This is a genomic window from Companilactobacillus huachuanensis (assembly GCF_005404815.1).
Classification (GTDB): domain Bacteria; phylum Bacillota; class Bacilli; order Lactobacillales; family Lactobacillaceae; genus Companilactobacillus; species Companilactobacillus huachuanensis.
On the sequence record NZ_BJDF01000005.1, the window covers coordinates 21274 to 46070 of the forward strand.

Annotated in this window: 23 protein-coding genes; 9 read left to right on the forward strand and 14 right to left on the reverse strand. The window is 36.4% G+C overall.

Annotated elements, in window-relative coordinates:
- Window positions 1-9: 9 nt before the first annotated feature.
- The 3 genes from FFM71_RS03900 to FFM71_RS03910 all read right to left on the reverse strand — a co-directional run bounded on the left by FFM71_RS03900 (window position 10) and on the right by FFM71_RS03910 (window position 2406).
- On the reverse strand, window positions 10-1503 hold the full coding sequence (locus tag FFM71_RS03900) for a hypothetical protein (protein ID WP_137610882.1): 1494 nt from the start codon (window positions 1501-1503) through the stop codon (window positions 10-12).
- Between the two features lie 186 nt (window positions 1504-1689).
- Window positions 1690-1884, reverse strand: coding sequence for a hypothetical protein (locus FFM71_RS03905; RefSeq protein ID WP_137610883.1), 195 nt, complete (start codon window positions 1882-1884; stop codon window positions 1690-1692).
- A gap of 213 nt (window positions 1885-2097) precedes the next feature.
- Window positions 2098-2406, reverse strand: a complete 309-nt coding sequence (locus FFM71_RS03910; protein WP_137610884.1) for a hypothetical protein — start codon at window positions 2404-2406, stop codon at window positions 2098-2100.
- A 623-nt stretch (window positions 2407-3029) separates the two neighbouring features.
- Between FFM71_RS03910 and FFM71_RS03915 the strand changes: the two genes are divergently transcribed.
- The gene (locus FFM71_RS03915) at window positions 3030-3944 is read left to right on the forward strand and encodes a hypothetical protein (protein WP_137610885.1); all 915 of its coding nucleotides are present in this window, start codon (window positions 3030-3032) and stop codon (window positions 3942-3944) included.
- A gap of 212 nt (window positions 3945-4156) precedes the next feature.
- Here the strand turns inward: FFM71_RS03915 and FFM71_RS03920 are convergent, their stop codons facing one another.
- Complete coding sequence (locus tag FFM71_RS03920; protein WP_137610886.1) at window positions 4157-5188, reverse strand: SDR family oxidoreductase; 1032 nt, start codon at window positions 5186-5188, stop codon at window positions 4157-4159.
- Window positions 5189-5327: 139 nt separating this feature from the next.
- Here FFM71_RS03920 and FFM71_RS03925 point away from each other — a divergent pair, with 139 nt between their 5' ends.
- Complete coding sequence (locus tag FFM71_RS03925; protein WP_137610887.1) at window positions 5328-5897, forward strand: TetR/AcrR family transcriptional regulator; 570 nt, start codon at window positions 5328-5330, stop codon at window positions 5895-5897.
- 406 nt (window positions 5898-6303) lie between these two features.
- Here the strand turns inward: FFM71_RS03925 and FFM71_RS03930 are convergent, their stop codons facing one another.
- The 5 genes from FFM71_RS03930 to FFM71_RS03950 all read right to left on the reverse strand — a co-directional run bounded on the left by FFM71_RS03930 (window position 6304) and on the right by FFM71_RS03950 (window position 13132).
- The gene (locus FFM71_RS03930) at window positions 6304-7299 is read right to left on the reverse strand and encodes a tRNA dihydrouridine synthase (protein WP_137610888.1); all 996 of its coding nucleotides are present in this window, start codon (window positions 7297-7299) and stop codon (window positions 6304-6306) included.
- Window positions 7300-7735: 436 nt separating this feature from the next.
- On the reverse strand, window positions 7736-8512 hold the full coding sequence (locus tag FFM71_RS03935; protein ID WP_137610889.1) for a sugar phosphate isomerase/epimerase family protein: 777 nt from the start codon (window positions 8510-8512) through the stop codon (window positions 7736-7738).
- 11 nt (window positions 8513-8523) lie between these two features.
- Entirely contained in the window at window positions 8524-9816 is a 1293-nt protein-coding gene (locus FFM71_RS03940) for a PTS sugar transporter subunit IIC (RefSeq protein WP_137610890.1), read from the reverse strand.
- A gap of 22 nt (window positions 9817-9838) precedes the next feature.
- Window positions 9839-12175, reverse strand: coding sequence for a glycoside hydrolase family 9 protein (locus tag FFM71_RS03945; protein WP_137610891.1), 2337 nt, complete (start codon window positions 12173-12175; stop codon window positions 9839-9841).
- A gap of 3 nt (window positions 12176-12178) precedes the next feature.
- On the reverse strand, window positions 12179-13132 hold the full coding sequence (locus tag FFM71_RS03950; RefSeq protein WP_137610892.1) for an ROK family protein: 954 nt from the start codon (window positions 13130-13132) through the stop codon (window positions 12179-12181).
- A gap of 540 nt (window positions 13133-13672) precedes the next feature.
- Between FFM71_RS03950 and FFM71_RS03955 the strand changes: the two genes are divergently transcribed.
- Genes FFM71_RS03955 through FFM71_RS03965 form a run of 3 tightly spaced genes read left to right on the forward strand, consistent with a single transcriptional unit; the run spans window position 13673 to window position 16653 of the window.
- On the forward strand, window positions 13673-14752 hold the full coding sequence (locus FFM71_RS03955; RefSeq protein ID WP_137610893.1) for a LacI family DNA-binding transcriptional regulator: 1080 nt from the start codon (window positions 13673-13675) through the stop codon (window positions 14750-14752).
- Complete coding sequence (locus FFM71_RS03960) at window positions 14739-15557, forward strand: Cof-type HAD-IIB family hydrolase (protein ID WP_137610894.1); 819 nt, start codon at window positions 14739-14741, stop codon at window positions 15555-15557. The genes FFM71_RS03955 and FFM71_RS03960 overlap by 14 nt, the downstream gene beginning before the upstream one ends.
- The gene (locus FFM71_RS03965) at window positions 15550-16653 is read left to right on the forward strand and encodes an SIS domain-containing protein (RefSeq protein ID WP_137610895.1); all 1104 of its coding nucleotides are present in this window, start codon (window positions 15550-15552) and stop codon (window positions 16651-16653) included. Before FFM71_RS03960 ends, FFM71_RS03965 begins: the two co-directional genes overlap by 8 nt.
- 372 nt (window positions 16654-17025) lie before the next feature.
- Here the strand turns inward: FFM71_RS03965 and FFM71_RS03970 are convergent, their stop codons facing one another.
- Entirely contained in the window at window positions 17026-17829 is an 804-nt protein-coding gene (locus FFM71_RS03970) for a chitosanase (RefSeq protein ID WP_223876475.1), read from the reverse strand.
- A 608-nt stretch (window positions 17830-18437) separates the two neighbouring features.
- Between FFM71_RS03970 and FFM71_RS03975 the strand changes: the two genes are divergently transcribed.
- On the forward strand, window positions 18438-19613 hold the full coding sequence (locus FFM71_RS03975; protein WP_137610896.1) for a multidrug effflux MFS transporter: 1176 nt from the start codon (window positions 18438-18440) through the stop codon (window positions 19611-19613).
- Between the two features lie 102 nt (window positions 19614-19715).
- Window positions 19716-20327 carry a histidine phosphatase family protein gene (locus FFM71_RS03980; RefSeq protein ID WP_137610897.1) on the forward strand — a complete coding sequence of 204 codons (612 nt, stop codon included), beginning with the start codon at window positions 19716-19718 and terminating at the stop codon, window positions 20325-20327.
- Window positions 20328-20487: 160 nt separating this feature from the next.
- Here the strand turns inward: FFM71_RS03980 and FFM71_RS03985 are convergent, their stop codons facing one another.
- Window positions 20488-20958 carry a GyrI-like domain-containing protein gene (locus FFM71_RS03985; RefSeq protein ID WP_137610898.1) on the reverse strand — a complete coding sequence of 157 codons (471 nt, stop codon included), beginning with the start codon at window positions 20956-20958 and terminating at the stop codon, window positions 20488-20490.
- A gap of 82 nt (window positions 20959-21040) precedes the next feature.
- Here FFM71_RS03985 and FFM71_RS03990 point away from each other — a divergent pair, with 82 nt between their 5' ends.
- Together FFM71_RS03990 and FFM71_RS03995 are read left to right on the forward strand one after the other, a co-directional pair.
- Window positions 21041-22000: a helix-turn-helix transcriptional regulator gene (locus FFM71_RS03990; RefSeq protein WP_137610899.1), complete on the forward strand. Its 960-nt coding sequence runs from the start codon at window positions 21041-21043 to the stop codon at window positions 21998-22000.
- A 128-nt stretch (window positions 22001-22128) separates the two neighbouring features.
- Window positions 22129-23127: a tRNA dihydrouridine synthase gene (locus FFM71_RS03995; RefSeq protein ID WP_137610900.1), complete on the forward strand. Its 999-nt coding sequence runs from the start codon at window positions 22129-22131 to the stop codon at window positions 23125-23127.
- A 450-nt stretch (window positions 23128-23577) separates the two neighbouring features.
- Here the strand turns inward: FFM71_RS03995 and FFM71_RS13365 are convergent, their stop codons facing one another.
- Genes FFM71_RS13365 through FFM71_RS04005 form a run of 3 tightly spaced genes read right to left on the reverse strand, consistent with a single transcriptional unit; the run spans window position 23578 to window position 24590 of the window.
- Window positions 23578-23739 carry a hypothetical protein gene (locus FFM71_RS13365; protein WP_171000464.1) on the reverse strand — a complete coding sequence of 54 codons (162 nt, stop codon included), beginning with the start codon at window positions 23737-23739 and terminating at the stop codon, window positions 23578-23580.
- A complete protein-coding gene (locus FFM71_RS04000; RefSeq protein WP_137610901.1) occupies window positions 23726-24280 on the reverse strand; it encodes a DUF1700 domain-containing protein in 555 nt (184 codons plus the stop codon). The genes FFM71_RS13365 and FFM71_RS04000 overlap by 14 nt, the downstream gene beginning before the upstream one ends.
- Window positions 24273-24590 carry a PadR family transcriptional regulator gene (locus FFM71_RS04005; RefSeq protein WP_137610902.1) on the reverse strand — a complete coding sequence of 106 codons (318 nt, stop codon included), beginning with the start codon at window positions 24588-24590 and terminating at the stop codon, window positions 24273-24275. Before FFM71_RS04005 ends, FFM71_RS04000 begins: the two co-directional genes overlap by 8 nt.
- Window positions 24591-24797: the final 207 nt, after the last annotated feature.

Below are 24797 nucleotides of genomic sequence, written 5' to 3' on the forward strand. Positions count from 1 at the left end.
GCCTCTATCCTAAAAATTAAAGTGAAAGCCATTAGGCAGCTGAACACTATATTTTTCATTCGTACAATGTAGCCAAATTGGTCCAGTTGTTGGGATAGCTGTTACATCCTTAACTTGTCTACCAAATGGCGCAAAGCTTTCATAATGGGTATAGCCAGTAGCACTGTACAAACGCATAATTTCATCACGTGCCATCAAGGAATCCAGCTCTAAGTCATGCTCAATAACGCCTGCTGTCGCACTTTTCATCACCAAATCCTGAAATTCACTCAAAGCATTCTGAACATTTTCTTCCACTGCATCATCTTCGGCAACGATTGGATTATCCTCCAGGGTAGCGATTCGCTTATTAGCGACATCTGCTTTGTAAACAATTGGTCCTAAAGTGCTGGCTTCCAACAAATCACTGGGGTCAGCTACTAGCCGATCTTGAGCTAAATGACGTGGAATCTGTTTGGAAACATTGACTGTTTGATAATGGGTTAACAACTGGTTAATTTGTTTAGTTAACTGTTTAATATCAACGGTTTGCGCTCTGATATGGTCATACTCAATACTCAACAATTTTATTGAACTCAAAATAGTTTGGAAAATTAAATAAATTGAATCATAACTGCTGTCAATCGCCGTAGCAGTCGGTTCAAAACTGGTTGATAATATTTGTAATTGATTTTGAACATATTCTTTATCACGTTGAGTTTGAGTTGTTAATTTCAACTGATTATTTATTGCCTGATCAACTTCTAAACTATCAGAACCATGCCGACTTCTAGCAACTTGGTCAGGAAAATTATTATCTTTAGCTAAATGTTGAATTAACGAACCTTGAGAAATCAATTTAGTATAGGCTGGCAATGCCTTTTGATTAAGCATTTGATTCAAATGTTCAGAAACTTTCCCACCGTGATTAAAGGCTAAGTCATTGGAAACTTCATCCAAATCCTCACCCAATTTGTGCATCCCTTTCATGACATCTGAATAGGCTGACATCATATTATGAAAATCATTGAATAATTTAGTATTGGAAGCATTTAAATATGGTTGATTCAATTTGGAAATCAATTCACAATATTCTTCGATTCGAGCGGTATTGGCAGTAACGGTACTCTCAGCATCCAAAACTTTCGGAATCATCGTGAGATATTCGATTCCACGACTACTAATTCGATAAACCGGAGCTTGCTGCATGTGATAAGTACCACTGACCATCCGTACACGAATTTTACGTGGCGATACTTCGATAAACTTAGCCTCGTCGACCAATACCTTGAGGACACTTTTTAAGACCGCATCAGTTATCTGACGTTCATCGGCTCTAGCATCCAAGAAAGTGGAATTATACTGATCAACAATAAAGCCCAGTGTCCTCGGAATATCAGCACTAGCACGATTGCCATATAAAATTGTTAGAATATTCCATCCCGCCAAAGGATGATCTCGACTACGTCCTAAATTTGTAGCTAATAGTAAACTACGCAAATCATTACTAATCTTTAACACCATATTTGTTTTCTCCAAAACTCTATTTGTACTTAAATTATGCCGAAACGAATATCCTTATGCAAGGATGGAAAGTGGTTTTAATTGAAATTACCTCAATTTTAAATTGCATGTCCAAAATAATTATATTTTTGGATCTTTAGTTTTGAATTCAAAAAGACACCTAAAAAATTCAGGTGTCTTTTTCATCTAGTGCAGAATCAACAACATTGTCATAGCAACAATAACGCACAAACAAATCTTTAAATTATGACGATTCCTAATTGATACGATAATTTCTTCATCACCATTAAAAACTTGTGCTCGAACTGGCCAAAAAACCCTTACAACATACGACAATGCTATAAGCAATAATAAAATTTCCAAAGTAAATAAAACCTTCATATAATGTAGTTCCCCATTCATTCAGATATTCCATAAGTATATCTTACTGTCTTTATTATCAGTAGGTTATGCCCATTGTTATTTGATATATTCAAAAACAACAAAAAAAATCATCCTGACATTTCAATCAAGATGATTCTCTCAAAAATACTACTACATTTTTTAAAATTACAACTGTCAACTTCGACCAAAAAGTTAAACAGTTATTTCAAACTATTTGGCACTTTCAACTTTTACTCTTTGTTCTGTTTTAACTTCTTTGTGTTGTGCATCGAGAATTTCAATTGCTTTTTCCAGTGATTCAAAAATATCGGTATTCAACAATTCCATAATCGGACTCAATCGGCTGTATTCATGTGACATCATATTTTTATTAATTTGCTCATCATTCAAGCGGCTCAATTTCAAATTATAATCCATCAAAGCATTTATCCGGATCTTGGAGTCGTCTAATTCACACAAAACATCATCGATCTTATCTATATCGTAAGTCCTAAGTGACTTATCAGTTTTATCTTCCACAGTAAATCTCCTCTTTTATACGAATTATTAGTCTAGCTCTATTTACACCCATCATTTTAGTAGCTTTTATTTTTAAAGATAGCCTTTTATCCAAAATGTACATATTATCTTTTTGTAAAATGAAAACGTTAAAATTATAAAATCTCATAACGGCTAACATTTTCAGAAATTATTCTCATATGTTACACTTATTTAGTTTTTCTCAAACAAATTTAGTGATGATTGACTATTGATCAATCTATCCTCAAATACCATTACCAAATTAAAGGTTGAAAGTTTAGTTAAGTATGCCGTTTCCAGAGCTGAGAGTATTCAATTGCTGCGCGGAACGGTTTGAGCCAAAGAGCGGTCTCAAACCTCGGTTGAAGCCTCGCAAAAAACCGCGAGTCTTCAACACGCCCGGTGGTGTAAGGACTAAAGTCATAACGCCACTTTCGCTGCAAATGAATACTCTCAGCCCTTCCAACTAATTTATTTTTTAATAACGGAATAATAAAATGAAAACTTCTACTTATTCAAATAAATTAGCTCTAGGCTTGTAACAACAATGGCTATATTAATTTTTCACTTTTCAACCTTTAGTTACCAAATATAAATAACCAAAGGAGCTTAGTAATAATAATATGAGACTATCAACTACTGAAACGCGCAATTATTTGATTGGCTTTGTTTTCATAATTTTTATGGTAGCGAGTGCTACAATTTTGAATGATATGGAAATCATCCTACCAGAAATTGGAGCTTTGACGGCCGGAACTTGGATCTATCAAAATGGTGGCTGGATCAATCAACCAATCAAAATTTTTCTTACTCCCTCAGGAACCGCTATTATTGGATTTCTAATTAATCAATTATCACTAACTTACGCTGAAAAGGTGCTATTAGGGTTACTGTTGATGCTTATTTTATTACGTGTCTTACATTCAAATTTGGCACCATCATTTGCCACAGGGTTACTGCCAATCATAATCAACGCAACTCACTGGTCATTTATCGTTGCTATTCTGCTATTCACTTCACTTTTAATGACTGGAGTTTACTTACAAGGCCACTACAAAGGAACTACACCAAGTACCCCAATCAAAAATGAGCATATGATAATCTTCACAATTATGGCAGTCGTTTGGGTCACAGCAGTTTGGTTCTTCGGATTTCCACAAATGGCAGCGATTCCTCCAGTAATGGTTGTTTTCTTTGAAGTTTTACAAAAACCAAATTACAGCTGGAGAATGGCAAGCAAGCATTTCATTGCTTTAGTTGGAGCTGCTACGATCGGCGTTTTAATTCACTTAATGATTGCGTCATGGTTACTATCAGCTGCCATATCATTGCCATTAGTTTTCGTCTTATTACAATTATTAAAAATCAAATTACCGGCAGCTTTTGCTTTCCCATTGCTAGCTTTAGTCCTACCCACTGGTATGTTCCATATGCTGCCAGTCACAGCGATTATTGCCTCACTATTTTTTCTGGGAACAATCGTGTTACTAAAGAAATTCATTAGTCCATATAGAATCGAATCAGAGATTAATGAATAGTAAAATATACCCTCTCCAGAGCCGTAACAGCAATGGTTCTATTAATTTTTTGACCCTTCATCCTTCAGGTGTTACATAAAAAAAAAGAAGTCATTTTGAACTTGGCCAATTGCTAAGTTTAAAATGACTTCTTTCTTTATTTCTAACTGAAGGTAAAGTTGAATACGCTCAACTCTGGAAACGGCATACTTAAATAAACTTTCAAGCTTTAGTTATTTCACAATACCTAAATCAATCATTGACTGAGCCGTTGCGATAATTGAAGTTTTAGCAGAACGAGGATTCCAGCCTAAGATTGATTTAGCTTTTTCATTACTAGTCTCTGCATAACCACCGACAATTGAAGCTATCATACGTAATTTAGGATTAGTGACTGCCGCAGCTTTGACCACTGCATTTGGTAATAATTTATTCGGTAAATTATCTGCATAGTCTGGAAAAGCTTCGCGTAAAATATTGGCAACATCCATCATTGATAAAGTTTCACCCGTCGTTGCTAAAAATCTTTCTCCATTGGCCTTTTTTGAAGTCATGGCTAAAATATGTAAGCTAGCAACATCTCGAACATCAACATAACCAGAGTTGACCTTTGGTAAAGCCTTGATTTTTCCTTCGAGCATTTCTTGAATTTGCACATTAGAATGAGAATACTTAGCAGAAAGAACTGGTCCCATTACTGCAACAGGATTGACTGTCGCTAGTTCCAACCCTTGACCGTTTTTCCTAATGAAGTCCCAAGCAGCCATTTCTGACATTGTCTTGGATTTTTGATAAGGATGAATATTTTTGGCGTCCAAATTAGTCCAATCCTTTTCAGTATAAGGTGTTGTTCGATTCTTATGACCTCCAAAAATAGCACCGTATGCTGAGGTCAAGACAACCCGTTTAATTCCGTTATCACGAGCCGCTTTTAAAACACGTACAACTCCATCAACTGCTGGGCGAATCATTTCCGATTCATTCTTGAAGTTAAGTTTAGGTGTTGGTGAAGCGACATGCATTACGTAGGTAGCGCCTGCCATGGTCTCTTCCCAATTGTCATCTGAAGTTAAATCTGCTTGAGAAAATGATAGATCAGTAAAATCTGTGATTCCACCATTCATTAACATCTCTTTAACAATTTCTTCTTTAGCTTGTGAACGGACTGTTGTTCTGACGGCATAACCTTGCCCAAGTAATTGTAAAATAATGTGGATGGCGATAAATCCACTACCACCAGTTACGACGACTAATTGTTTTTTCATAATTGATATTTCTCCTTAAAATTCTTTGATTTAATTTAACTAACGTTGCACATGTAACGCTTATGTGTTGTATATTAATAGCTAAGCAATCAATGCTCAAGTAAATCATGGACATCTGTGACAAAAAGGAGAAATTGTAATGGCAGCTACCAATCATTCACGACAAATCAAACAAGATTCGCAAATTTATTTAATAACTGCGCTTTTACAAATATTAAAAAATAAAAATCTAAACGACATCACAGTCACTCAAGTTGTCAAAAGGGCCGGAGTCAGTCGTATGGCATTCTATCGTAATTTTGAGACGTTAAACGACGTCTTAATTGCCTATTTCAAGCCTAAGATTGACGCTGAGTTTAATCTAATCATCAATAAAGTACCACCAGAAGAAAAGATTGCTGCCTTAGGAAACTTTTTTGCTGAAACATCTGACACCATGGAATTAGCAGTTAAAAGAAATTACGAATTTATCATTCAAAATATCTTCAAGGAAAATATGTTAAATTTTTATGATGCCGTCATTGATTGGAGTAATTTTTCTGCTATTCAAAAGAAGTATTGGACACGTTTTATGAGTGCTGGCGTCTATGCTATTTGGCGAGAGTGGCTAATTGACGGTCAAACAGATTCACTAAATGATATCCACGTTTTACTGTCGGACTTTCAAACATCTACGCTCAAGGCCTTAAAGGCAGAAGAAAACTTTTGATATAACCATGATTTTTTATAAATAAGTGACATATTAACGTTGTAGAATCGTTGAATTAGGCACAAAAAAGAAGCCATTTTTCACTTGGAAATATCCAAGTAAGAAATGACTCCTTTTTTTATCACTAACTAAAGGTTGAAAGCTTGTGTGAGTATACCGTTTCCAGAGCTGAGCGTATTCAATTGCTGCGCGGAACGGTCCGAGCCAAAGTGTGGTCTCGTTACTCGGTTGCAAATGAATACTCTAAGCTCTTCCAACTAATTTATTTTTTTAATGGCACGATTGATAAAACGAAGAATTCTAATTATTCAAATAAATTAATTTTAGGTCTGTAACAGCAATGGTTATATTAATTTTTCGTCTTTCAACCTTCAGTCACTAGTTGTAAAAGGAATTATCCCGCCTATTATTCGCCTGGATCAATTCGATCAACAACTGCTCGAGCCTCATCAGTTGTTTTTGTTTGCATTAAGTCATTTCGAATCGCTGAAGCACCCTTCATCCCACGAACGTAAATCTTAAAAAATCGTTGCAACGGTGCAAAGTGTCCCGGTATTCCCATGGCAACAAATTGGTCATATAAATCCAATTGATAACGCAAAAGTTCCAATAATTCATGACTCGAGTGTTCTCGTGGTTCTTTTTCAAAAGCATAAGGGTTCATGAAAATTCCACGGCCTATCATAATTCCATCGACACCAGGATGTTCATTTGCCAACTGAATTCCAGCTTGATAATCTTCAATGTCCCCATTGATCTGCAACAAAGTGTCAGGAGCATAAGCATCTCGCATCTGAACAAGTTCATCGATTAATTCATAGTGAGCGGGTACTTTGCTCATTTCCTCACGGGTTCTGACATGAACGGTCAAAACGGGCACTTGTTGCTTCAAAAGGAATGGTATCCAAGTTTCCATCTCTTCTAATTGACTGTAACCTAAACGTGTCTTAACACTGACAGGCAATCCACCTTGACGAGCTCCATCAATAATTTCTTTGGCTGTGTCAAAATGACGAATCAAATCACTACCGCTATGGTTTTTTATAACGGCAATATCAGGACAACCAGTATTGATATCAATTGCTTCATAACCTTGTTTAGCAACTTCTTTGGCAGCCTTAGCAAAGTCTTCACCGGAGTTACCCCACAATTGCACGATAGGCTTAGGATTTTCTTCGGGGTCAATATATAATCGTCCCTTTGCGGCTTCTTTAGCCAGCGGATGCGTAATACTCAAGGCATTCGTAAATTCAGTATAAAAATTATCTGGTGCCGCAGCTTTCATAACTACTCGGCGAAAAACTGATCCCGTCACAGCTTCCATCGGTGCCAAGCTAAAGAAAGGACGATTCTCTTGCTTAGCCTTCTCTGCGATGCGATTCCAGTAGACTGACTGGGTCACATTCTCACTTCCAATCAAAATTAATTACAATACTATCAACTATAACGGTAATTTAGAAGTTTAGGCAAGCATTATGTTCAAAAGTACTGTTAAAAATTATGGGAGATATTGTAAAGTGTGTGGGGCTTGCCGTTTCCAGAGCTGGGAGTATTCAATTGCTGCGCGGAACGGCCCGAGCCTGGGAAGCGGTCTCTGACCTCGGTTGAAGCCTCGCAAAACCCGCGAGTCTTCAACGCGCCCGGTGATGTAAGGACTAAAGTCCTAACATCACTTTCGCTGCAAATGAATACTCTCAGCTCTTCCAACTAGTTTAATTTTTTATGGCAGCAACATAATGATTAGATTAATTTTTTCACTTTTCAACCCTCAGTTCTAAACTAAATTTTCCAAATAGATTAGTTATTCCAAAAGCAGTTATTATCTAGTACCACTAGCATTATAAATATTTTTTTAAACAATTAAACCCTTCAATCATTAAATCCATTGAATCACCTAACTCAGTTGCCTCTGGTTCGATAACTAAATATTTTGTACCGGATATTTTTGCTGCTTCAACTATTTCTGCCCAATTATTTTCATCTTGGTTATCATCGAAATCAATCTCATACCCTTTCGACTTTGAAAGCGGTTTGCAATGAATAAATGGAACTCGGTCATGCATTCTTCTAATCTCTTTTTGAGGTATTAAGCCGCCCTCAAGACAGTTTCCTGTATCGATTTCAAAATTGACCGTAGAAGAAACTTCTTGAACTAGAATTTCATAGGACGTCTTTAATCCTTCTACCTTTTCTCCAAAATCATAATCATGTGTGTGATAAGTAAGATCCAGATTAATCTTTCTCAAGGTTTGATTCATCTCATCAATTCTTTTGACATGTCTCTCCCAAGTATCAATCGTATTTTCATTTACCTTATGCCCAGATTCCCAGGGTCCTCCAAGGGCAGCAATTATTATATGTTGATTGCCTAATTCCTGCTGATATTGAATCACATTTTGCAACCCACCATTTTGCATTAGTCGCCAAGGCACTTGATATCCAGAAATTTTTAAACCACTATTTTGAATCATGTTTTTCAATTCATTCGCTGGAAAAATTGGATCACCGTACAACTCTATTCCCGAAAATCCAGATTGCTTTAATTTAAACAGTGTTTCTTGCGGATTTAATTTAAAATAATCTAAAATCGGAAATAGCTCTGCTGAAATTTGCATCAAAACATCTCCTATGATGGGTCTTTTACTCTATTGGCAGCGTATACAAATGGCAAGTAAATGAATACCCCTGCGATGATAATTACGATTTGCAAAACTGATGCTCGCCAGTCTCCACCTGTTGCTAAAAATCCTGAAAGAATGGCTGGTGTGACCCATGGAACGACAACATATGTTTTGGCAACTAATCCGAAAGCTGTCGCAAAATATGCTAACGTTGATGAACAAATTGGCACTAATACATAAGGAATTGCTAGAATCGGATTAAAGACAACTGGCAAACCAAACAAGAGTGGTTCACTAATATTAAATAACGCTGGCACTGCCCCAATCTTGGCAATGGATCGATAATTAGCTTTATGAGAACCAATAAAAATTGCAATAACTAATGAAATCATCGTGATGTAAATATAACAATCCACGTATGGCTGAGTAACAATATTAGGTGCAACCTTGCCTGCTTTGACCGCAGACATATTTTGTTGAAATGCCGTTAATAAAATTGGACTTGAAACAGCACCCAAGACAAAATCACCATGAATACCAACAGTAAATAGCAAACATGTTAAGAATCCATAGAAAGTAATACCAAAGTAGTTTTGGAAGCCACCAACAAGTGGAGCCTGTAAAATTTTGATCATCAAATCTGGTACGTTCATCCCTGTTAATGCCACGATAGTTTCTTCAAAGATACCAAAAATAGAAATAACGAATAGTGCGGGAATTAAACCATTAAATGAGTTTGCAATTGCCGGTGGAACGCCATCAGGCATTGAAATTTTAAGCTTATCACTTTTACTGATCCATTCTAATAATCGAGTAGCAATTAACGCCGCAAAAATGCCCAAGAACATCCCTTCTGCTGATGTCTGTGTTTGAGTCAATACCGCCGAAGCTTTAAATGCTTTACCACTATTACTAGTAATTGTAATTATATTGGGAATCAGCGTCACAAGTGCAGCCACCGAAATAACGCCATCCAAAACGCCGTCTGACCCCAACTGCTTTCCCAAATAGTAACCAATGAGAAATGTTACGATCAATCCCATCATTCCTAAGGTTCCGTTATATGCCTGAATACCAATATTAGTAATGAACTGCCGGCCCGGAATATTCTTAAATAAACCAATTTTAGGATCCAATAACAAATTATTAATTAGAACAAAGAATGACGCAATAATTGTTAGTGGTAACGCCGCTCCGAAAGCATCACGAATTGAAATGATATATTTGTTAGCTGTTAATTTACCTGAAAAACTCGACAGTTTAGTAATAAATGCAGAATCCGTTCCCTCTTTTGACATAACCCTATCCTCACTTTTCCTTTTAAATTATTTCTGCAATTAAACTCAGCCATTTTCCAGCATTACTAATCCAAACTTCTTTATACGTGGCATTACTGAATCGTGGCCAATATGGTTCATCGTTATTATCTTTAGTTTCAATTCCCACTGGAATCTCGCCAATCATTTCACCAGACGAGACTGAATATTGTGACTCATAATGAGCACCTAATCCATAAATCAAAGATTGTGAAAATGGATTCTCACCTGTTAACCACTGCAACTGATTGACAGCCAATTGAATTAATTTTTTATTCTTCAAAAATTGTCCCACTATTGCGGCCGAACGACCTGTTGCTAAGATAATCCCGTTATTTCCTCGAAATGAGAACCAAACAGGAAATCTTCTGATATATAAATGTGGCGCTATCTTCACTCCTTGTAATAATTGTTGCTTAAAATCCATTTTGGCTGATTCATCAATCAGTAAATTCTGTTTATAAAAGCTAGCTTGATCTTCAGACTCATCGTCACGATAAATTCCTGAAGAAATCATCGGATAAGGTGAGGTAAATTTTTGTAAATATAATAAATAATTTCCATATAACTTTGTACTTTCAAGCCACTTAGCGTCATCAGAATTGTTTTCGCTCAATACTACTAACGCTTCACCATAAATATTCTCCCGTGATTGATGGTTAAAATGTTGAAAAACTAAATGATTCGCATCACGATAAAAGGCGCCCATTAATTTTGTGCCATCATCTAACTTCAAACCTTTAGTCTCTTGACATAACAATAATTTTTCCCCGAATTTTTCACTCAGCTTCAAATATTCAGCCAACTTCGTTCTTTGATACAACAAACCTGCCGCCCAGGCAACTGTCGCATTGTAAAGACTTGGCGAAGTATTGTAGGTATGCTCCCACATGATTGGCTCTTTCAAGTAAGGCGTTTTTTCAAACTGATCTTTGGCAAACTGAAAATCTGCCTTCGAAATATCTAATAAACGTTTTTTCCATACACTGTCATTAATTAACGCTGATGCCTTTGCAAACAACCCCGCAAACAAAAAATTCTCATACGGATTATTATGCACACGAGCCTGAGCATCATCCATTGTGCCGATTCGATTATCAGTCCATCGCGAAACCCCGGCACTAGTAGCTCGATAGCCATCTCCAAACCGAGTTTTGATCACAAAATCTAGTCCCCACATAGCTTCTTCAACTAATCTTTTGGCTAACTTAGGTTCTGTTTTTTCATATTTGTTAGCAATTTCTAATAAACTAACCGCAACCTCACCGGTATGAACTGTTTGTTGAGATAAATCACCCGCATCATGCCACCCACCGTTAAAGCTGGTAATATGCCCATCATGTTTAGCAATTACATCAGTATGGCAAATTCCATGAATTCCAGGAACCGGGTAACCACAGCGTTCTGAATATATAAAATTCAAAACTTTATAGACTGACTCTGTCCAGAGACTTAATGAATCATTAATTTTAAATGGATAAGACTTTAATTTTCCAATAATAATTTGATACTTGCCGGGTTTTTCAAGTACAGAAAAATCTGCAATCGCCACTAAATCAGTAGTTTCTTGGTCATCATCTAATCTAACCTGACCTTCAAAAACGACTTGTTGTGATTCATCAATTATTTGATATGCGGTACCGACTTTTACATCGACTAAAATCTTTTTATTTGCCTTAGATGCGAATCCAACTTGTGTTTGACTAAAATGATTAGAAGTTAATTTCCAGCCGATATTAATTTCAGATTTTTGGGAAATTGCTAGTTTGAAATCAGTCAATTTTAAGTCAATCTGTCCTGGCAAGTTTAAATATGATCCATTCGCTGAACTGGAAATATCTAATCCCGTGATAGAATCCCTTGGTAAGCCAGTTAAATCAACTCGATATTGATTCTTTCCAGGTTTAAGATTCAAATTGTGGAATCCATCACGTAAATATTTATCGGGAATTTTTTCCTTCCCATTATTTTTAAAAGCAATTGTTACGGCAGGATTAATGATATTTCGAGAACAGTTGTCAACTTTGAAAAGTAAATAATTATAACGTTCCCAATTCTCATTCTTCAAATCCATATGTGCTGTCACGCTGCCATACTGAATATAATCCCCATCAGCGGGTGCCCCTTTAGGCCAAGTATCATAGCGTGAATCTGAAAGCAGGCGCACATCTTCAGTATTTTTTGTAATCACCTTGCCCCTATCACGTTGTTCCCAATGACAATTACTGCTATTTAATGGAAAATTGGTTTGTTCAATAATATTTATTTTTTGGGAATTATCTTTTACCCTTAATGGTTCGTGTAAATCATTTGTTGAATCCAGCACATCATTTACATTCATGACCTATTCCTCCAATCTGCTAAAACCATGTAACCCTGCACCACGAAGTGCAATTAAATTTGGATCAAGACTACTATTCTTAACTCCTAAACTGATAAAACGCATCGTAGATTGGTTTTCTAGTAAGGGGTCTAAATGTCGCAATAACCAGCCATCATTAGTTACTCCGCCACCAAGAATGATAGCTTCAGGATCGGTTACTCTGACCATATTCATTACTAAAGTTGCAATTCCCTTTAAAGCTGTACCCACAACTTCGACAGCCACAGGATCTTTTTTATCATATGCCGCAAATAACTTATCAGTCCCAATTCGTCCACTTGCATCAATACTTAATTGTGAATTTGGATGGGAGCTCAATAAATCTTTGGCACGATTGCTCATCCCTAAACCAGATGCTAATGGTTCAACACAACCATATCGACCGCAAATACACTTAACACTGCTATTCATATCGACCACCATATGCCCAATTTCACCCGCATCAAAATGTTTACCGTTGATGATTTCACCGTTGATAACCATTCGACCAGCTATGCCAGTACCAATATTCAAATAAATAAAGTTTTTGGTAACGTTGCCAATTCCAAGCATTAATTCAGCTTCAGTTGCACAATAAACATCATTGGCGGCATAAACCGGTAACTTGAATTCCTTTGATAACTTCTGTGCTAATTCAATATGCTCAGCTTTTGTAGGGTCAATTTCAAACCAATCCCCATTTTTCTCATTAATTCGACCAACGGCACTGATACTAATAGCTCTAATTTGTTGAAGTGAACCTGAAGTCGCAAAGTAATTTTTCAAGGCCACTCTTATTCCTTCATAGGCACTGGATTGTGAAGATACATCTGAATGATATTTTTTCTGCGTCAAAACTTTCCCATCTGCAGAAACTTCTCCAATCAGAATCTTAGTTCCACCCAGATCAACCGATAAAATTGTTTCATTTTCCATTAATGTCACTTCCGTACGTTCTGATAACGTTGTCAAATATAAAAACGCTTTCATTTATTTACGAGTCAATAATATATCGGTAATACAACGCTGTCAATATAATTATTAGCTTTTTGAAAACGTTATCAAAAAACTATTGAAATTACCGAATAACTGCAATACACTAAATTCATAAAACGTATTTAATTAACACATGGTGGTGCTAGTTAACAATTTATCGCAAACATCCGCATAAATTGTATTTGGCAAATTAAAATTTAAAACAAGCCGGAAATAATATCATCAAAAATATTCCTGTTATTAAAAAAATAAACTAGTTGGAAGAGCTGAGAGTATTCATTTGCAGCGAAAGTGGCGTTAGAGCTTTAGCTCTTACACCACCGGGCGCGTTGAAGCCTTACCGGTATTTGGTAAGGCTTCAACCGAGGTTCGAGACCGCACTTTGGCTCGGGCCGTTCCGCGCAGCAAATGAATACTCTCAGCTCTGGAAACGGCATACTTAACTACAATTATAAAATAACAATCTAAGCAGGTGACAATGTGAATAAAGAAATCACTATAAAAGATATCGCAAGGATGGCTGGAGTCTCAGTCTCCACCGTCTCAAGAGTTATCAACAATAAACCAAATGTAACACCACTGAAGAAATCCAAAGTCCAACAAGCTATTAAGGAATCAGGATTTCAGCCAAGTATGTTGGCTCGTGGCATGATATCTAACAAAACAAATACTTTGGGAATCATCGTTCCTGATATTACTAATGCTTATTTCACGGCCTTAATTTCTCAAATTGAACTGATTACTCGCGGACTTAACTACTCCCTACTACTTTTTAATACTATGACTGCCGGTAAACAAAGATCCAATGATTCTGTCTCAACCGAAATAGAAGTCTTTCATACAATTCAAGAAAAAAAAGTTGATGGAGTTATTATCTTGGGTGGTGAAATTGATAAAATTAAGCCTGATCAACTATATATCAAAGCATTAAACCAACTGAATGAACAAATACCTGTGGTTATAGTGGGTCAACCGAATTCTGCAGTAACCTGCAAATTTGTCCCCCGTTATCAGGAAATGAGTGGCGAAATCATAACGCAGCACCTTCTTGCATCTGGTTACCAGAATATCGGATTTCTCGGTGGCGAACCTGATGTCGAAATCACAGACGAACGTTTACAAGGTTATAAAAAAATGATGTCTACATATTCTAATCTTGATTCTAAACTTATTTATTTGAATGATTATTATGTTCAAGATGGATATGATGGCATGTCCGAACTAATAAAGAAAAATCTTAAGATTGATGCATTGGTTACGATTAACGATCAAGTTGCACTTGGTGCTATTCGTGCACTAAATGACAATGATCTTCGCTGCCCTCAAGACATTGCTATTGGAAGTTGCGACGCATTTCCCAATAGTGCCTACTTCACACCCCGACTCACAACGATTGACCATCATAATATAACCTTGGCTAAAATTGCTGTAAAATACTTAATTCAATTAATTGAACCAAAAGGCCATGATTCCTTTCAATCAGATAGCCCTTTACCCGAACTAATTATTCGTGAATCGTGTGGACATAAATTAAAGGAAGAAAATAATGATAAATCCTAAAATCATTTTTATGGATATAGATGGAACTTTAGTTGACGATAATCAACATATTTCAAAATATACGAGTAATACCATCAAGAAATTTTTGGACTCGAAAGTTAAATTTTATTTAGCAACTGGCAGGATGTATCGTTCAGCACAAGTTGTACAAAAAAACCTTGACTCCAGAGTCGGAATCATTGCTTCAAATGGTGGTATTTTCACACTGAACAATAAATCTTATGCTCAACACTTTCCCGCAAACATTTTATCTCAAATTCTAAATATTAGCCTGCAGACTAATATTGCAACGTTCTTTTTTACTGATCACCTCGTTTTATATTCCAAAATTCTACCCGATTATTTCAACTACAGTGATAAAAATCGGGTAGCCAGTCCCAATAAAAGTGATTATATCAAAGTAAATTCGTCGGACCAGTTGAAACAATATGGAGATCAAATCGTCAATGCCATCATGATTGAAGACACTCATTTTGAGAAACTAACTTCGGCTAAAAGTCTGTTAGATTCCTTGGATATATCTGTTTCGTCGTCAAATTTGAATAACCTCGAATTAATACCTGCGGGAGTCTCTAAGGCAACTGCTATTGAAAAAATCTGTCAATCATTAAAAATTAATAAAAAACAAATATTATCCTTCGGCGATGGACTTAATGATTTGGAAATGTTCAAAACGGGAATCGGAATTGCCATGGGAAATGCCCCTGAAGAAGTAAAGAAACAAGGCAATTTTATTACTGACTCTAATTTAAATAATGGCATAGCTAACTTTTTGAATTCAGAAAGGATTATTCATAATGACTAAACCAACAATGCTCACTTACATTAATCAAGAACCTGAGATACTGTCAACAATCTTAGCGACTTATCCCGAACAGATCGACCCAGTAATAAAAAATGCTCCTGCAACTAAGCACTGGTTAATTCTGGCAACAGGGTCCAGCATCAATGCTGCCTACAGCGCTAAATTATATTTGCAAAAAATGACTGGAGCATTTATAGATATTGAAGAACCATACAACTACCTGAACTATGAGAAAATAAACCCTGATATTGATTTGGTTATTGGTATTTCTCAGAGTGGTCAGAGTACAGCAACCATCTCTGCCTTAAAAAAAGTAATTAAACAGAACCATCCCTTTTCGATTTGTGTAACTAGTCGTCCTGACACTGAATTGCCAATGGTTGCAGATACTACTCTAGATATCCTTACGGGATCAGAAAAAGTTGGCTATGTAACATTAGGATACAATGCAACGGTTCTATCTTTAATGCTATTAGGATTACGTTATGCCACAAAATTAGATTTGATAAATTCAGACATGGAGCAATCCGAATTAATGGCATTCAAATCCATTGTTCAAAATATTAGCCCAACAATCGAGAAATCTATTGAATTTTTCCAAAGATTTGCAACGGATTTCCAACTTGCTCCACAGTTTACAGCGATTGGCTGCGGTGCTGTTCTCGGTACACTAAAGGAGATGCAAACTAAATTCACTGAAGTAATTAGAATTCCTTCCAATGGATTTGAATTAGAAACATTTATGCATGGCCCATATTTAGGGGTTCATGAGAATCATCGCCAATTCTTTATTGAAACCAATTCAAATTCTGCAATTGTTAAAAAACAATTATCACTTAAACAATATGAGAGTCGTTCAACTACACATATTTTCACAATAAGTCTTACCGGAAAAAAGCCAATAATTGATGATGGTCAGACTTTGGAATTAATGAATATTGATGATGAATTAAAATCCCCCTTACTTGCGGTAATTCCTTTTCAAATATTTGCTTGGTACATTGCTAAAGTCAAAGGAATAAATTTGCCTCATCTGATTTTCAATGATTTTTCCGATATCGTTCACAACAAGACTGAAGCACAACAATATGTATAACTGTATTAACCTGCTTTGCCGTCTCCAGAGCTGAGAGTATTAACCTGCTATGCGGACCGGCCCGAGCCACAATGCGGTCTCGGACCTCGGTTTGAAGCCTTTCCAAAGAACGGAAAGTCTCCAAACTCGCCCGGTAGTGTAACGGCTAAAGCCGTAACGCTACACCCACAGCTGGTTAATACTCTCAGCTCTTCCGACTCATTTTTATCCTAGACAAAATGTTACATTGTTCCCACAGATTATGTAAATCCTTGATATATTAAGGCTTAGTTCATACTAATGACTTTGTAACTGATGATAAGAAAATAGCAGTTGTTATCCACTGGAAATTATTCCATTAAGTGAATAACAACTGCTTTTTATTTTGCATTTTTATTTTAATTCGTATTTATCGCCATACATCTTCCATTTTAAGGGTCGTTTCAATTGAAAGTTCTGTTCACGAATAAACTTTTTCTGCGTATTTATACGCGATAAATCCTGATGAGCCTTTTCTTGCTTCATAACCTTTGATCGAATCTTTAAAAATATTTTGAGGTACTCAGTCTGATTATGAATCTTTGAACCAGCTAATTTCTTAGCTTTCTTGCGTATCCCACCAAAGCTACTAGCATCATTTCCCGGACCATGAACGACTATAGCATCGTAATAAATATATTGTCCCAAAGGACCCAAGTTATCAGCTTTAGCTGCTTTGAGCACTGGTCGCATATATTGTTGATTCAAAATTATATCCTGAGCTTGAATAAATCGTTTATCATTAGCAACCTGATGCCATGCTTTGACAAAACCTTCACCTAGTCCCTTATGGCTGGCAGTACCCTCAACTTTTTTTAAAGCTGGCAAATACTGTACTAATCGATTATTTGGGCGTAATTTTTGATATTCCAAAACCACCTGTCTTAAATCACCATTTGCTGAAGTAAATCCAATAATACCAGTCGTATAACCACGGCCATCTTGGATATCTTCAATATATCGGTACTGTTTTTGATAATCCGTTGTGGAATTCTCGGCACTGCTGACTAAGGCAAAGGTTGTTCTACGTAATTGACCCGTGGAAATCGTCTTGTGAGACTGGTAACCATTTGACTGTTTTTGAGTAATTACGATTCCAAGTATTAATAACACTGCCAATCCAATACCAATTATCCAAATTTTTCTACGCTTGTTCAAAAGTATTCTCCACTAATCAATTATTTTGAAATTTCATTAACATCAGTTCGCTTAACAACATAACAGAAGCTATCACAAATAAAGCTCTCTTACTATTCTTCATCTAAAGGTTGAAAGGTGAAAAACTAATATAACCATTGTTGTTACAGGCTTAGAACAAATTTATTTAAATACGCAGAAGTTTTCATTTTATTTGTTACTGACAAAAAAATAAATTAGTTGGAAGAGCTGGCAGTATTCATTTGCAGCGAAAGTGGCGTTAGAACTTTATTCTTACACCACAAGGCGTGTTGGAGACTTACCGATTTTTGGTAAGTCTTCAACCGAGGCTCGAGACCGCCTTTTGGCTCGAACCGTTCCGCGTAGCATATGAATACTGACAGCTCTGGAAGCAGCATACTTAACTAAACTTTCAACCTTTAGTCCCCCAATTAATACTAAATATCCTAATACTTTAATGGTATTGCAAAATCATAAATATATCTATATCATACTTGTTAGACTTTAAAGAAATTAGGTGAAAACCATGGAATTAACAAACATCATGGCTTGTATGCCCGCAAATGATGTAGGACGTTTTTCAGCAAAATAAAATTTAGGAGTCTAAAATGAAAAACGTCCGTAACACCGTACCATCACTTTTATTGATTATTGTTCTCGTGGGATTTCCACAGATCAGTGAATCGATTTTCACCCCCGTCCTACCGCAAATCAGTATTAATATGCATGTTTCAGCGGGGACATCACAATTGACAATGAGTATTTACTTCATTGCTTTTGCCATCGGGGTTCTATTTTGGGGCCAATTATCAGATAAAATTGGCCGCCGTCTGGCAATGAATTTGGGTATCGTTGTCTACTTAATAGGAAATATTGGGTTATTTATCAGTCCAACATTTCAATTTTTATTATCCTCAAGATTCATCCAAGCCTTTGGAGCCAGCGTTGGTTCCGTCATCACACAAACTATTATGCGTGAAAGTTTTGACGGCATTGAGGGTGCCAAAATTTTCTCAAAGGTGGGAGCTGCCATGGCATTGTCCCCTGCCTTTGGTCCCTTGATTGGTGGCTTTTTGGAAACCTATTTTGGTTATCGAAATGTCTTCAGTGCCTTAATTTTCATGGCAATACTAGTGCTGCTATATAGCTATTCTAGATTGCCTGAAACACGTGATATCAATAATATTCAACAAACATCGCTACTCAAAGTAACTTGGCGTCTGTTGAAAGATCCCGTAGTCTGGAGTTATGGAATTCTAATTGGTGGCATCAATGGAATTCTCTTCGGTTACTATTCAGAAGCTCCATTCATTTTTATGGAACACTTCGGCTATTCGTCCGTTCAATATGGCAGTTTGGGTATGACCTTAGCTTTAGCAAGTCTACTCGGAGCGATTCTAGTAAACCTACTAGTTAAATACCTCAAGTCAGAAACGATTGCCATTATCGGTTTGACCTTTAGTTGCTTCTCAGGATTATTATTACTAATTAGCTTGCAGTTTAACCAAGCCTACCTTTTGATCCTGGAATTTTTCCTGATCTTTTTGGGCTTGAATACAACACTACCGATAACACTTAACTTAGCTTTGAAAGGCTATGAGGATGTTATCGGTAGTGCCAGTGGCATCTTTAGTTTTGGATATTACTTGATTGTCAGTTTTCTAACTTATCTCGTCAGTTTTATCCATAACGGTACTATTTGGTCACTACCGATATTTATTCTGTCGGTTACTCTTGTTATGTTGATAATTTACATACCAGTTGCCCTAAGAAAACGAATTTAAATTTAGAGGGATTTTATCTCTATTCGGGATAAAATCCTTTTTCAATTTGCAATGTAAGCGGATTAATGGAATACTAAACACATATCTTTAAGGGGGACCATTATGGTTGAATTATATATTGTCAGACACGGTGAAACTGACACCAATCATCAAGGAAAGATCAATGGCTTTGCGACTAATTTAAGCTTGAATGAAACTGGTAAAAAACAAGTTAACTATTTAAAAGAGCATCTCGATATTCATGATTTCGATGAAGTTTACTCAAGCCCTTTAAAACGTGCCTTTGAGACGGCTGAAATTTTGAATCAGGGTGTCCATGAAATTCAACTCGATGATCGTTTGGCTGAAATAAATTACGGTTCATGGGACGGGCTTCCCGTTGATGAAGTAATTGATGAGCATCCCGATGGCTTTGACGAAAACGGCTATATCACGGAAGAATACTTTAAGTATGCTAAAAATGGTGAATCCTATCAAGCGGTTTGGAAACGGGTTCAAGATTTCATCAATGATATGACCGGCAAAGGCGATGAGAAAATCATGATTGTCTGCCATGGTTTTGTTACTCGCTCATTCGTTAAATTGGTAACTAAAGCACCCAATATTGAAGATATCGTTGAACCGGATAACGCCAGTGTTACAAAAATCAAAATTTCTAATGCAAGTCATCGACCATATTTAGCTTATTATGGTCGCTTAGAAAATCTTAAATAATCTAATCTTAATAATTATTTACATCAAATAAAAATGAAATTGTAAGAGTTGAAGAGAGTTTTCCATCAGCTCCGGAAACTTGCTCTATAAATATTATTTTTCCAAAAAATAGGAGTAGCGGCTAATCCCATTACGGTTAGCTACTACTCCTATTTGATTTCTATTTTTCAACAAGTGGTACTAACATTTCACCATGAACCCCAGCATCATCTTTACTAGTGATGAATGATGTGTTTGGCCCACCAACATAGGCATAGTCGGACAGACTTGGTAACACCTCAGCAAAGGCTGAACCTTCCAATGCATTATATACGTCCATTTGATTATCAGCTGAAGCTTTGACAACTAAATACTTCCCAGCTGGAAATTCGATTAAACGTTGATCTGTTGAAGCCTCAGAATTATTTGCAACTTCACGTCCGGCGTAATAGTGGAATTCCCCATTAATTGCTTCATTGACCGCGTATTGATTATCGTTTAATCCATTTAATTTATCTAATAACTTATCGGAATTTATTTTGTCCCAGAATGCTGACTTCTGTTGACCCATTTCCATATATTCACCTGTTAAAATTGTTCCTAATCCTAAAACTGAAAATGCTGGTTTTGTTTCGATTGTGTAATTTGCCATTGTTGTTGGCCTCCTTAATTGATAGACTCAGTATACAAACTAATAGTTTCAAAAACTGACACTATTTGGAGAAAATTTCAAAATGAATAAAACTGCGCGTATAAATACGATTATGAGATATATTAATAATCGTCAATATTTTACCCTTAAAGAGCTGATGGAACAATTCAATATTTCAAGAAGTACTGCTATTCGTGATCTCAATGATATCCAAGAACTCGGAATGCCACTGACTTCTTCAGTCGGTCGTGACGGCGGTTATGCAGTCTTGCAAAACAAGTTATTGCCTGCAGTTCAGTTTAATAATGAAGAGTTGAAGTCGTTATTTGTCAGTTTTCTCGCGACTATGAATACTCAACTACCCTATCTTAAAAATCGGAATACTCTTACCGAAAAAATAATGGCAATTGCTTCTCAAAATCAACAGGATGATTTATTGACCCTACAAGAATTACTAGTGTTTGGACACACTAATCCCGCTAATACTGGATTAATTGAACTGGTCGACTTTGCACCGACTATGTTAAAAACACTATTGAATACTTGTTTGGTCAATCGACAAGTAGAAATAGCATTAAAAAATCAGAGATTTGCAGCTTGGATACGTCATATTTTCCAGCGTGAGAATGGCTGGTACGTTGATGCGTGGAACTTGGATGAAAAAAAATTTCAAGAATTATACATTCCTGATATTAAAGATGTAAAGCCCTTGGAAACTAATGATTCTTTGACAAATGCTGAACTAAAGAAAATCATTAGATCATCAAAACCCGATAATAATATAACAATTCAATTTAATAGAAAATCTATTTTGAAGTTTCAGCAACATCCACATCCAACTGAACCGCTTCAGTTTCTCGACGCGTTTCAACAATCTGCCAAACTGGAATGTTTCGTTGATCCGGCTGACCAAACTCGTATTGAAGACTTTGTCGGTTGGCTGATGTTCTTGGGAACAGGTGCTAAAATTATTTCTGCACCAGTTGAACTCACCAACGAAGTCAAATCTGAATGTGCCACACAAATTGATCAGCTTCCATAATCATTTTCAACGGTATTATCACTTTAGAAGTATCTTTTTTAAATCAATCATTAGATTCTACTGTCGTAAACTAGTAGTATATAAGGATATGAAAAAACACTTTTAAACAATTAAAGAGGTAATCTAGTTTGACAGAATCAACATTTTGGTCAACCATTTCAGACCAAGCAAAAGCAGAGCAACGTCCTTTCTTTACTATGGCACCGATGGAAGCTGTCAGTAACACCGTCTTTCGTCAAGTTATTACACAGGCCTGTCCCCCAGATACATTTTTCAGTGAATTCGTCTATGCAAAAAGTATCACTGATACTAATACCAAGTTTCCCGTTCATGGTCGACTCTACGTTGATTCTCGAGAAAAGAAACGTCCCGTGGTTCAACTGTGGGGTAATGAGGCCGAGGACTTTGAAAGAGCAGCTGCATCTTTGAGAGAACAAAGTTTTGAGGCTATCGACATCAATATGGGGTGCCCTGACGGTACTGTTATCAAAAATCACGGTGGCAGCGACTTAATTAGAAACCATCAATGGGCTCAAGATGTAATTGCAGCAGCCAAGACTTCTGGATTGGCTGTCAGTGCCAAAACTCGACTTGGTTACAGTAAAGTTGAAGAATTTAAGGATTGGATTCCCTTCCTATTACAACAACACGTTGCCGTTTTAACAGTTCATTTACGAACTAAGATGGAAATGAGTAAAGTTCCGGCACACTTAGAAGTAATTGATGACATGATAAAGATGCGTGACGAAATTGCTCCAGAAACTTTGATTCAAATTAATGGTGACATTCCCAACTATCAAGCTGGTTTGAAACTAGCACAGGAACATCCCGGACTTGATGGCATCATGATTGGTCGTGGCGTGTTCGCTAATCCCTTTGCTTTTGAAAAGGAATCCAGGAAACATTCACTGAATGAATTATTGGATCTGCTACAAATGCAATTAAACCTCTTTGACGATTTTTCCAAGCATTATGATATGCCACGATTCCCTTCACTCAAGCGTTTCTTCAAAATCTATGCTCGTCCAGAATTGGGTGCAACTGACTTGCGAAATGCGATGATGGATGCTAAATCCACTGATGATGTTCGAAAGATTTTGGTTGAGAAGGATAAATATTTAAAATAAGATAATAACTTTTCCCCCTTAAATCAAATAGGCACTGTAATCCTTCAAAATAAGATTACAGTGCCTATTTGATTTGATATTCTAAAATTGACTAATTTTTATATATCTAAAAGTTGAAAGGTGAAAAACTACTATAACTATTATTGTTACAGGCATAAACAAGTTTATTTAAATAAGCAGAAGTATTTATTTTGCGGTATTTATTTTATTTGTTCCTGCCATAAAAAAATAAACTAGTTGGAAGAGCTGAGAGTATTCATTTGCAGCGATAGTGGTGTAATTGCTTCAGCAATTACACCACCGGGCGTGTTGAAGACTCGTGGGTTTGCGAGGCTTCAACCGAGGTTCGAGACCGCTTTCTGGCTCGGGCCGTTCCGCACAGCAATTGAATACTCTCAGCTCTGGAAACGGCATACTTAACTATATACTTTCAACCTTTAGTTATATATCCTATTTCCATTTAATTGGAGCATACCAGCTACCACCGTGATTAATTAAGGCACTGATATCAAAGTCCAAACTGAATAATGTTGCGAATGCAAGCACTAATCCAACCACAACAAGAATTATTCCCCAAAAAGCAATTTTTGAATTAAATTTAAACAAGTCCATTTCTGATTCCCCCAACATTGAATTTTCTAAATAGATATTTATTAAAACTGAAAAGTTTCTGAGTTAAGAATGCAAAGAGTTGCTCAATCAAAAGCGCACCGCCTAAAAATAACAGACTAATCCCCAGTTGAAACCCAGCATATAATAAACCAACCTTAGTCATAACAACAAAACTACCAACCAGCGTCCATCCACCAGCTAGCAAAAAACTTACAGCAATGAGTAAAACTGCCAGCAGTAAAAGTATTGGTACCAAATATGCTGCCAACAACAGAGGCCCCCAAACCGGCAATGATCCAATCAATAAAGCACTCTTTAAACGATCACTAGTTTGTGGAATTTCCACGTCATTGTCTGAAATGATTTCAACTAATACTTTTTTGACACCACCAACTTTTTGAACCGCTTCTTCTTCGGTGGATCCGTTTTCAATTAAATCATCCAAATATTCTGAATAATATTCCAGATAATCATCCGAGTTCTTAACGCCAAATTTTTGTAATTGTTTTTTTAATGTTTTCAAAAAAATTTGTTTATTCATCAATCTCTGCTCCCTTTATAAAACCAATAATTTTTTCAACTTGTCCCCATTCACCAACAAAATCAGCAATCTCCTGTCGGCCAACATCGGTTATTTGATAATACTTTCGGAAGCGATTATTGTGGATTTTACTTTTAGTCGTAATCGCCTTCTTTGCCAGCAGTCGCTTTAAAATTGGATACAATGTCGACTCTGATACTTCAATCAACGGAGCTAAATCGTTGATGATGGCATATCCATATGATTCTTTTCGCTCTAGCTCGGCTAATACGCAAATATCTAGTAACCCTTTTTTTAATTGTGTATTCAAGCTTCATACCTCGTTATACAAAGTATTATGTAATAGGATGTATTAATTGTCAACAACAAAAAATAACCATATCAATCAAAAAAAGATTGATATGGTTATTTTTTGTAAATTATTTTAAATTCTTTTTTATATAGGCCGTGGCTTTAAAATTAGCTACACACGCTTTTCATACATATGCAAATCAATCGCAAAACCGGCGTGCAATTC

What these genes read in the sequence shown, in the direction of transcription:
- FFM71_RS03935 (WP_137610889.1), bottom strand. Translation starts at nt 8,512, where the DNA reads ATGCAAATTTCAGCAGAGCTATTTCCGATTTTAGATTATTTTAAATTA.
- FFM71_RS03960 (WP_137610894.1), top strand. Translation starts at nt 14,739, where the DNA reads ATGATAAATCCTAAAATCATTTTTATGGATATAGATGGAACTTTAGTT.
- FFM71_RS03915 (WP_137610885.1), top strand. Translation starts at nt 3,030, where the DNA reads ATGAGACTATCAACTACTGAAACGCGCAATTATTTGATTGGCTTTGTT.
- FFM71_RS03980 (WP_137610897.1), top strand. Translation starts at nt 19,716, where the DNA reads ATGGTTGAATTATATATTGTCAGACACGGTGAAACTGACACCAATCAT.
- FFM71_RS03965 (WP_137610895.1), top strand. Translation starts at nt 15,550, where the DNA reads ATGACTAAACCAACAATGCTCACTTACATTAATCAAGAACCTGAGATA.
- FFM71_RS04000 (WP_137610901.1), bottom strand. Translation starts at nt 24,280, where the DNA reads ATGAATAAACAAATTTTTTTGAAAACATTAAAAAAACAATTACAAAAA.
- FFM71_RS03900 (WP_137610882.1), bottom strand. Translation starts at nt 1,503, where the DNA reads ATGGTGTTAAAGATTAGTAATGATTTGCGTAGTTTACTATTAGCTACA.
- FFM71_RS03925 (WP_137610887.1), top strand. Translation starts at nt 5,328, where the DNA reads ATGGCAGCTACCAATCATTCACGACAAATCAAACAAGATTCGCAAATT.
- FFM71_RS13365 (WP_171000464.1), bottom strand. Translation starts at nt 23,739, where the DNA reads ATGGACTTGTTTAAATTTAATTCAAAAATTGCTTTTTGGGGAATAATT.
- FFM71_RS03905 (WP_137610883.1), bottom strand. Translation starts at nt 1,884, where the DNA reads ATGAAGGTTTTATTTACTTTGGAAATTTTATTATTGCTTATAGCATTG.
- FFM71_RS03975 (WP_137610896.1), top strand. Translation starts at nt 18,438, where the DNA reads ATGAAAAACGTCCGTAACACCGTACCATCACTTTTATTGATTATTGTT.
- FFM71_RS03990 (WP_137610899.1), top strand. Translation starts at nt 21,041, where the DNA reads ATGAATAAAACTGCGCGTATAAATACGATTATGAGATATATTAATAAT.
- FFM71_RS03985 (WP_137610898.1), bottom strand. Translation starts at nt 20,958, where the DNA reads ATGGCAAATTACACAATCGAAACAAAACCAGCATTTTCAGTTTTAGGA.
- FFM71_RS03920 (WP_137610886.1), bottom strand. Translation starts at nt 5,188, where the DNA reads ATGAAAAAACAATTAGTCGTCGTAACTGGTGGTAGTGGATTTATCGCC.
- FFM71_RS03950 (WP_137610892.1), bottom strand. Translation starts at nt 13,132, where the DNA reads ATGGAAAATGAAACAATTTTATCGGTTGATCTGGGTGGAACTAAGATT.
- FFM71_RS03945 (WP_137610891.1), bottom strand. Translation starts at nt 12,175, where the DNA reads ATGAATGTAAATGATGTGCTGGATTCAACAAATGATTTACACGAACCA.
- FFM71_RS03940 (WP_137610890.1), bottom strand. Translation starts at nt 9,816, where the DNA reads ATGTCAAAAGAGGGAACGGATTCTGCATTTATTACTAAACTGTCGAGT.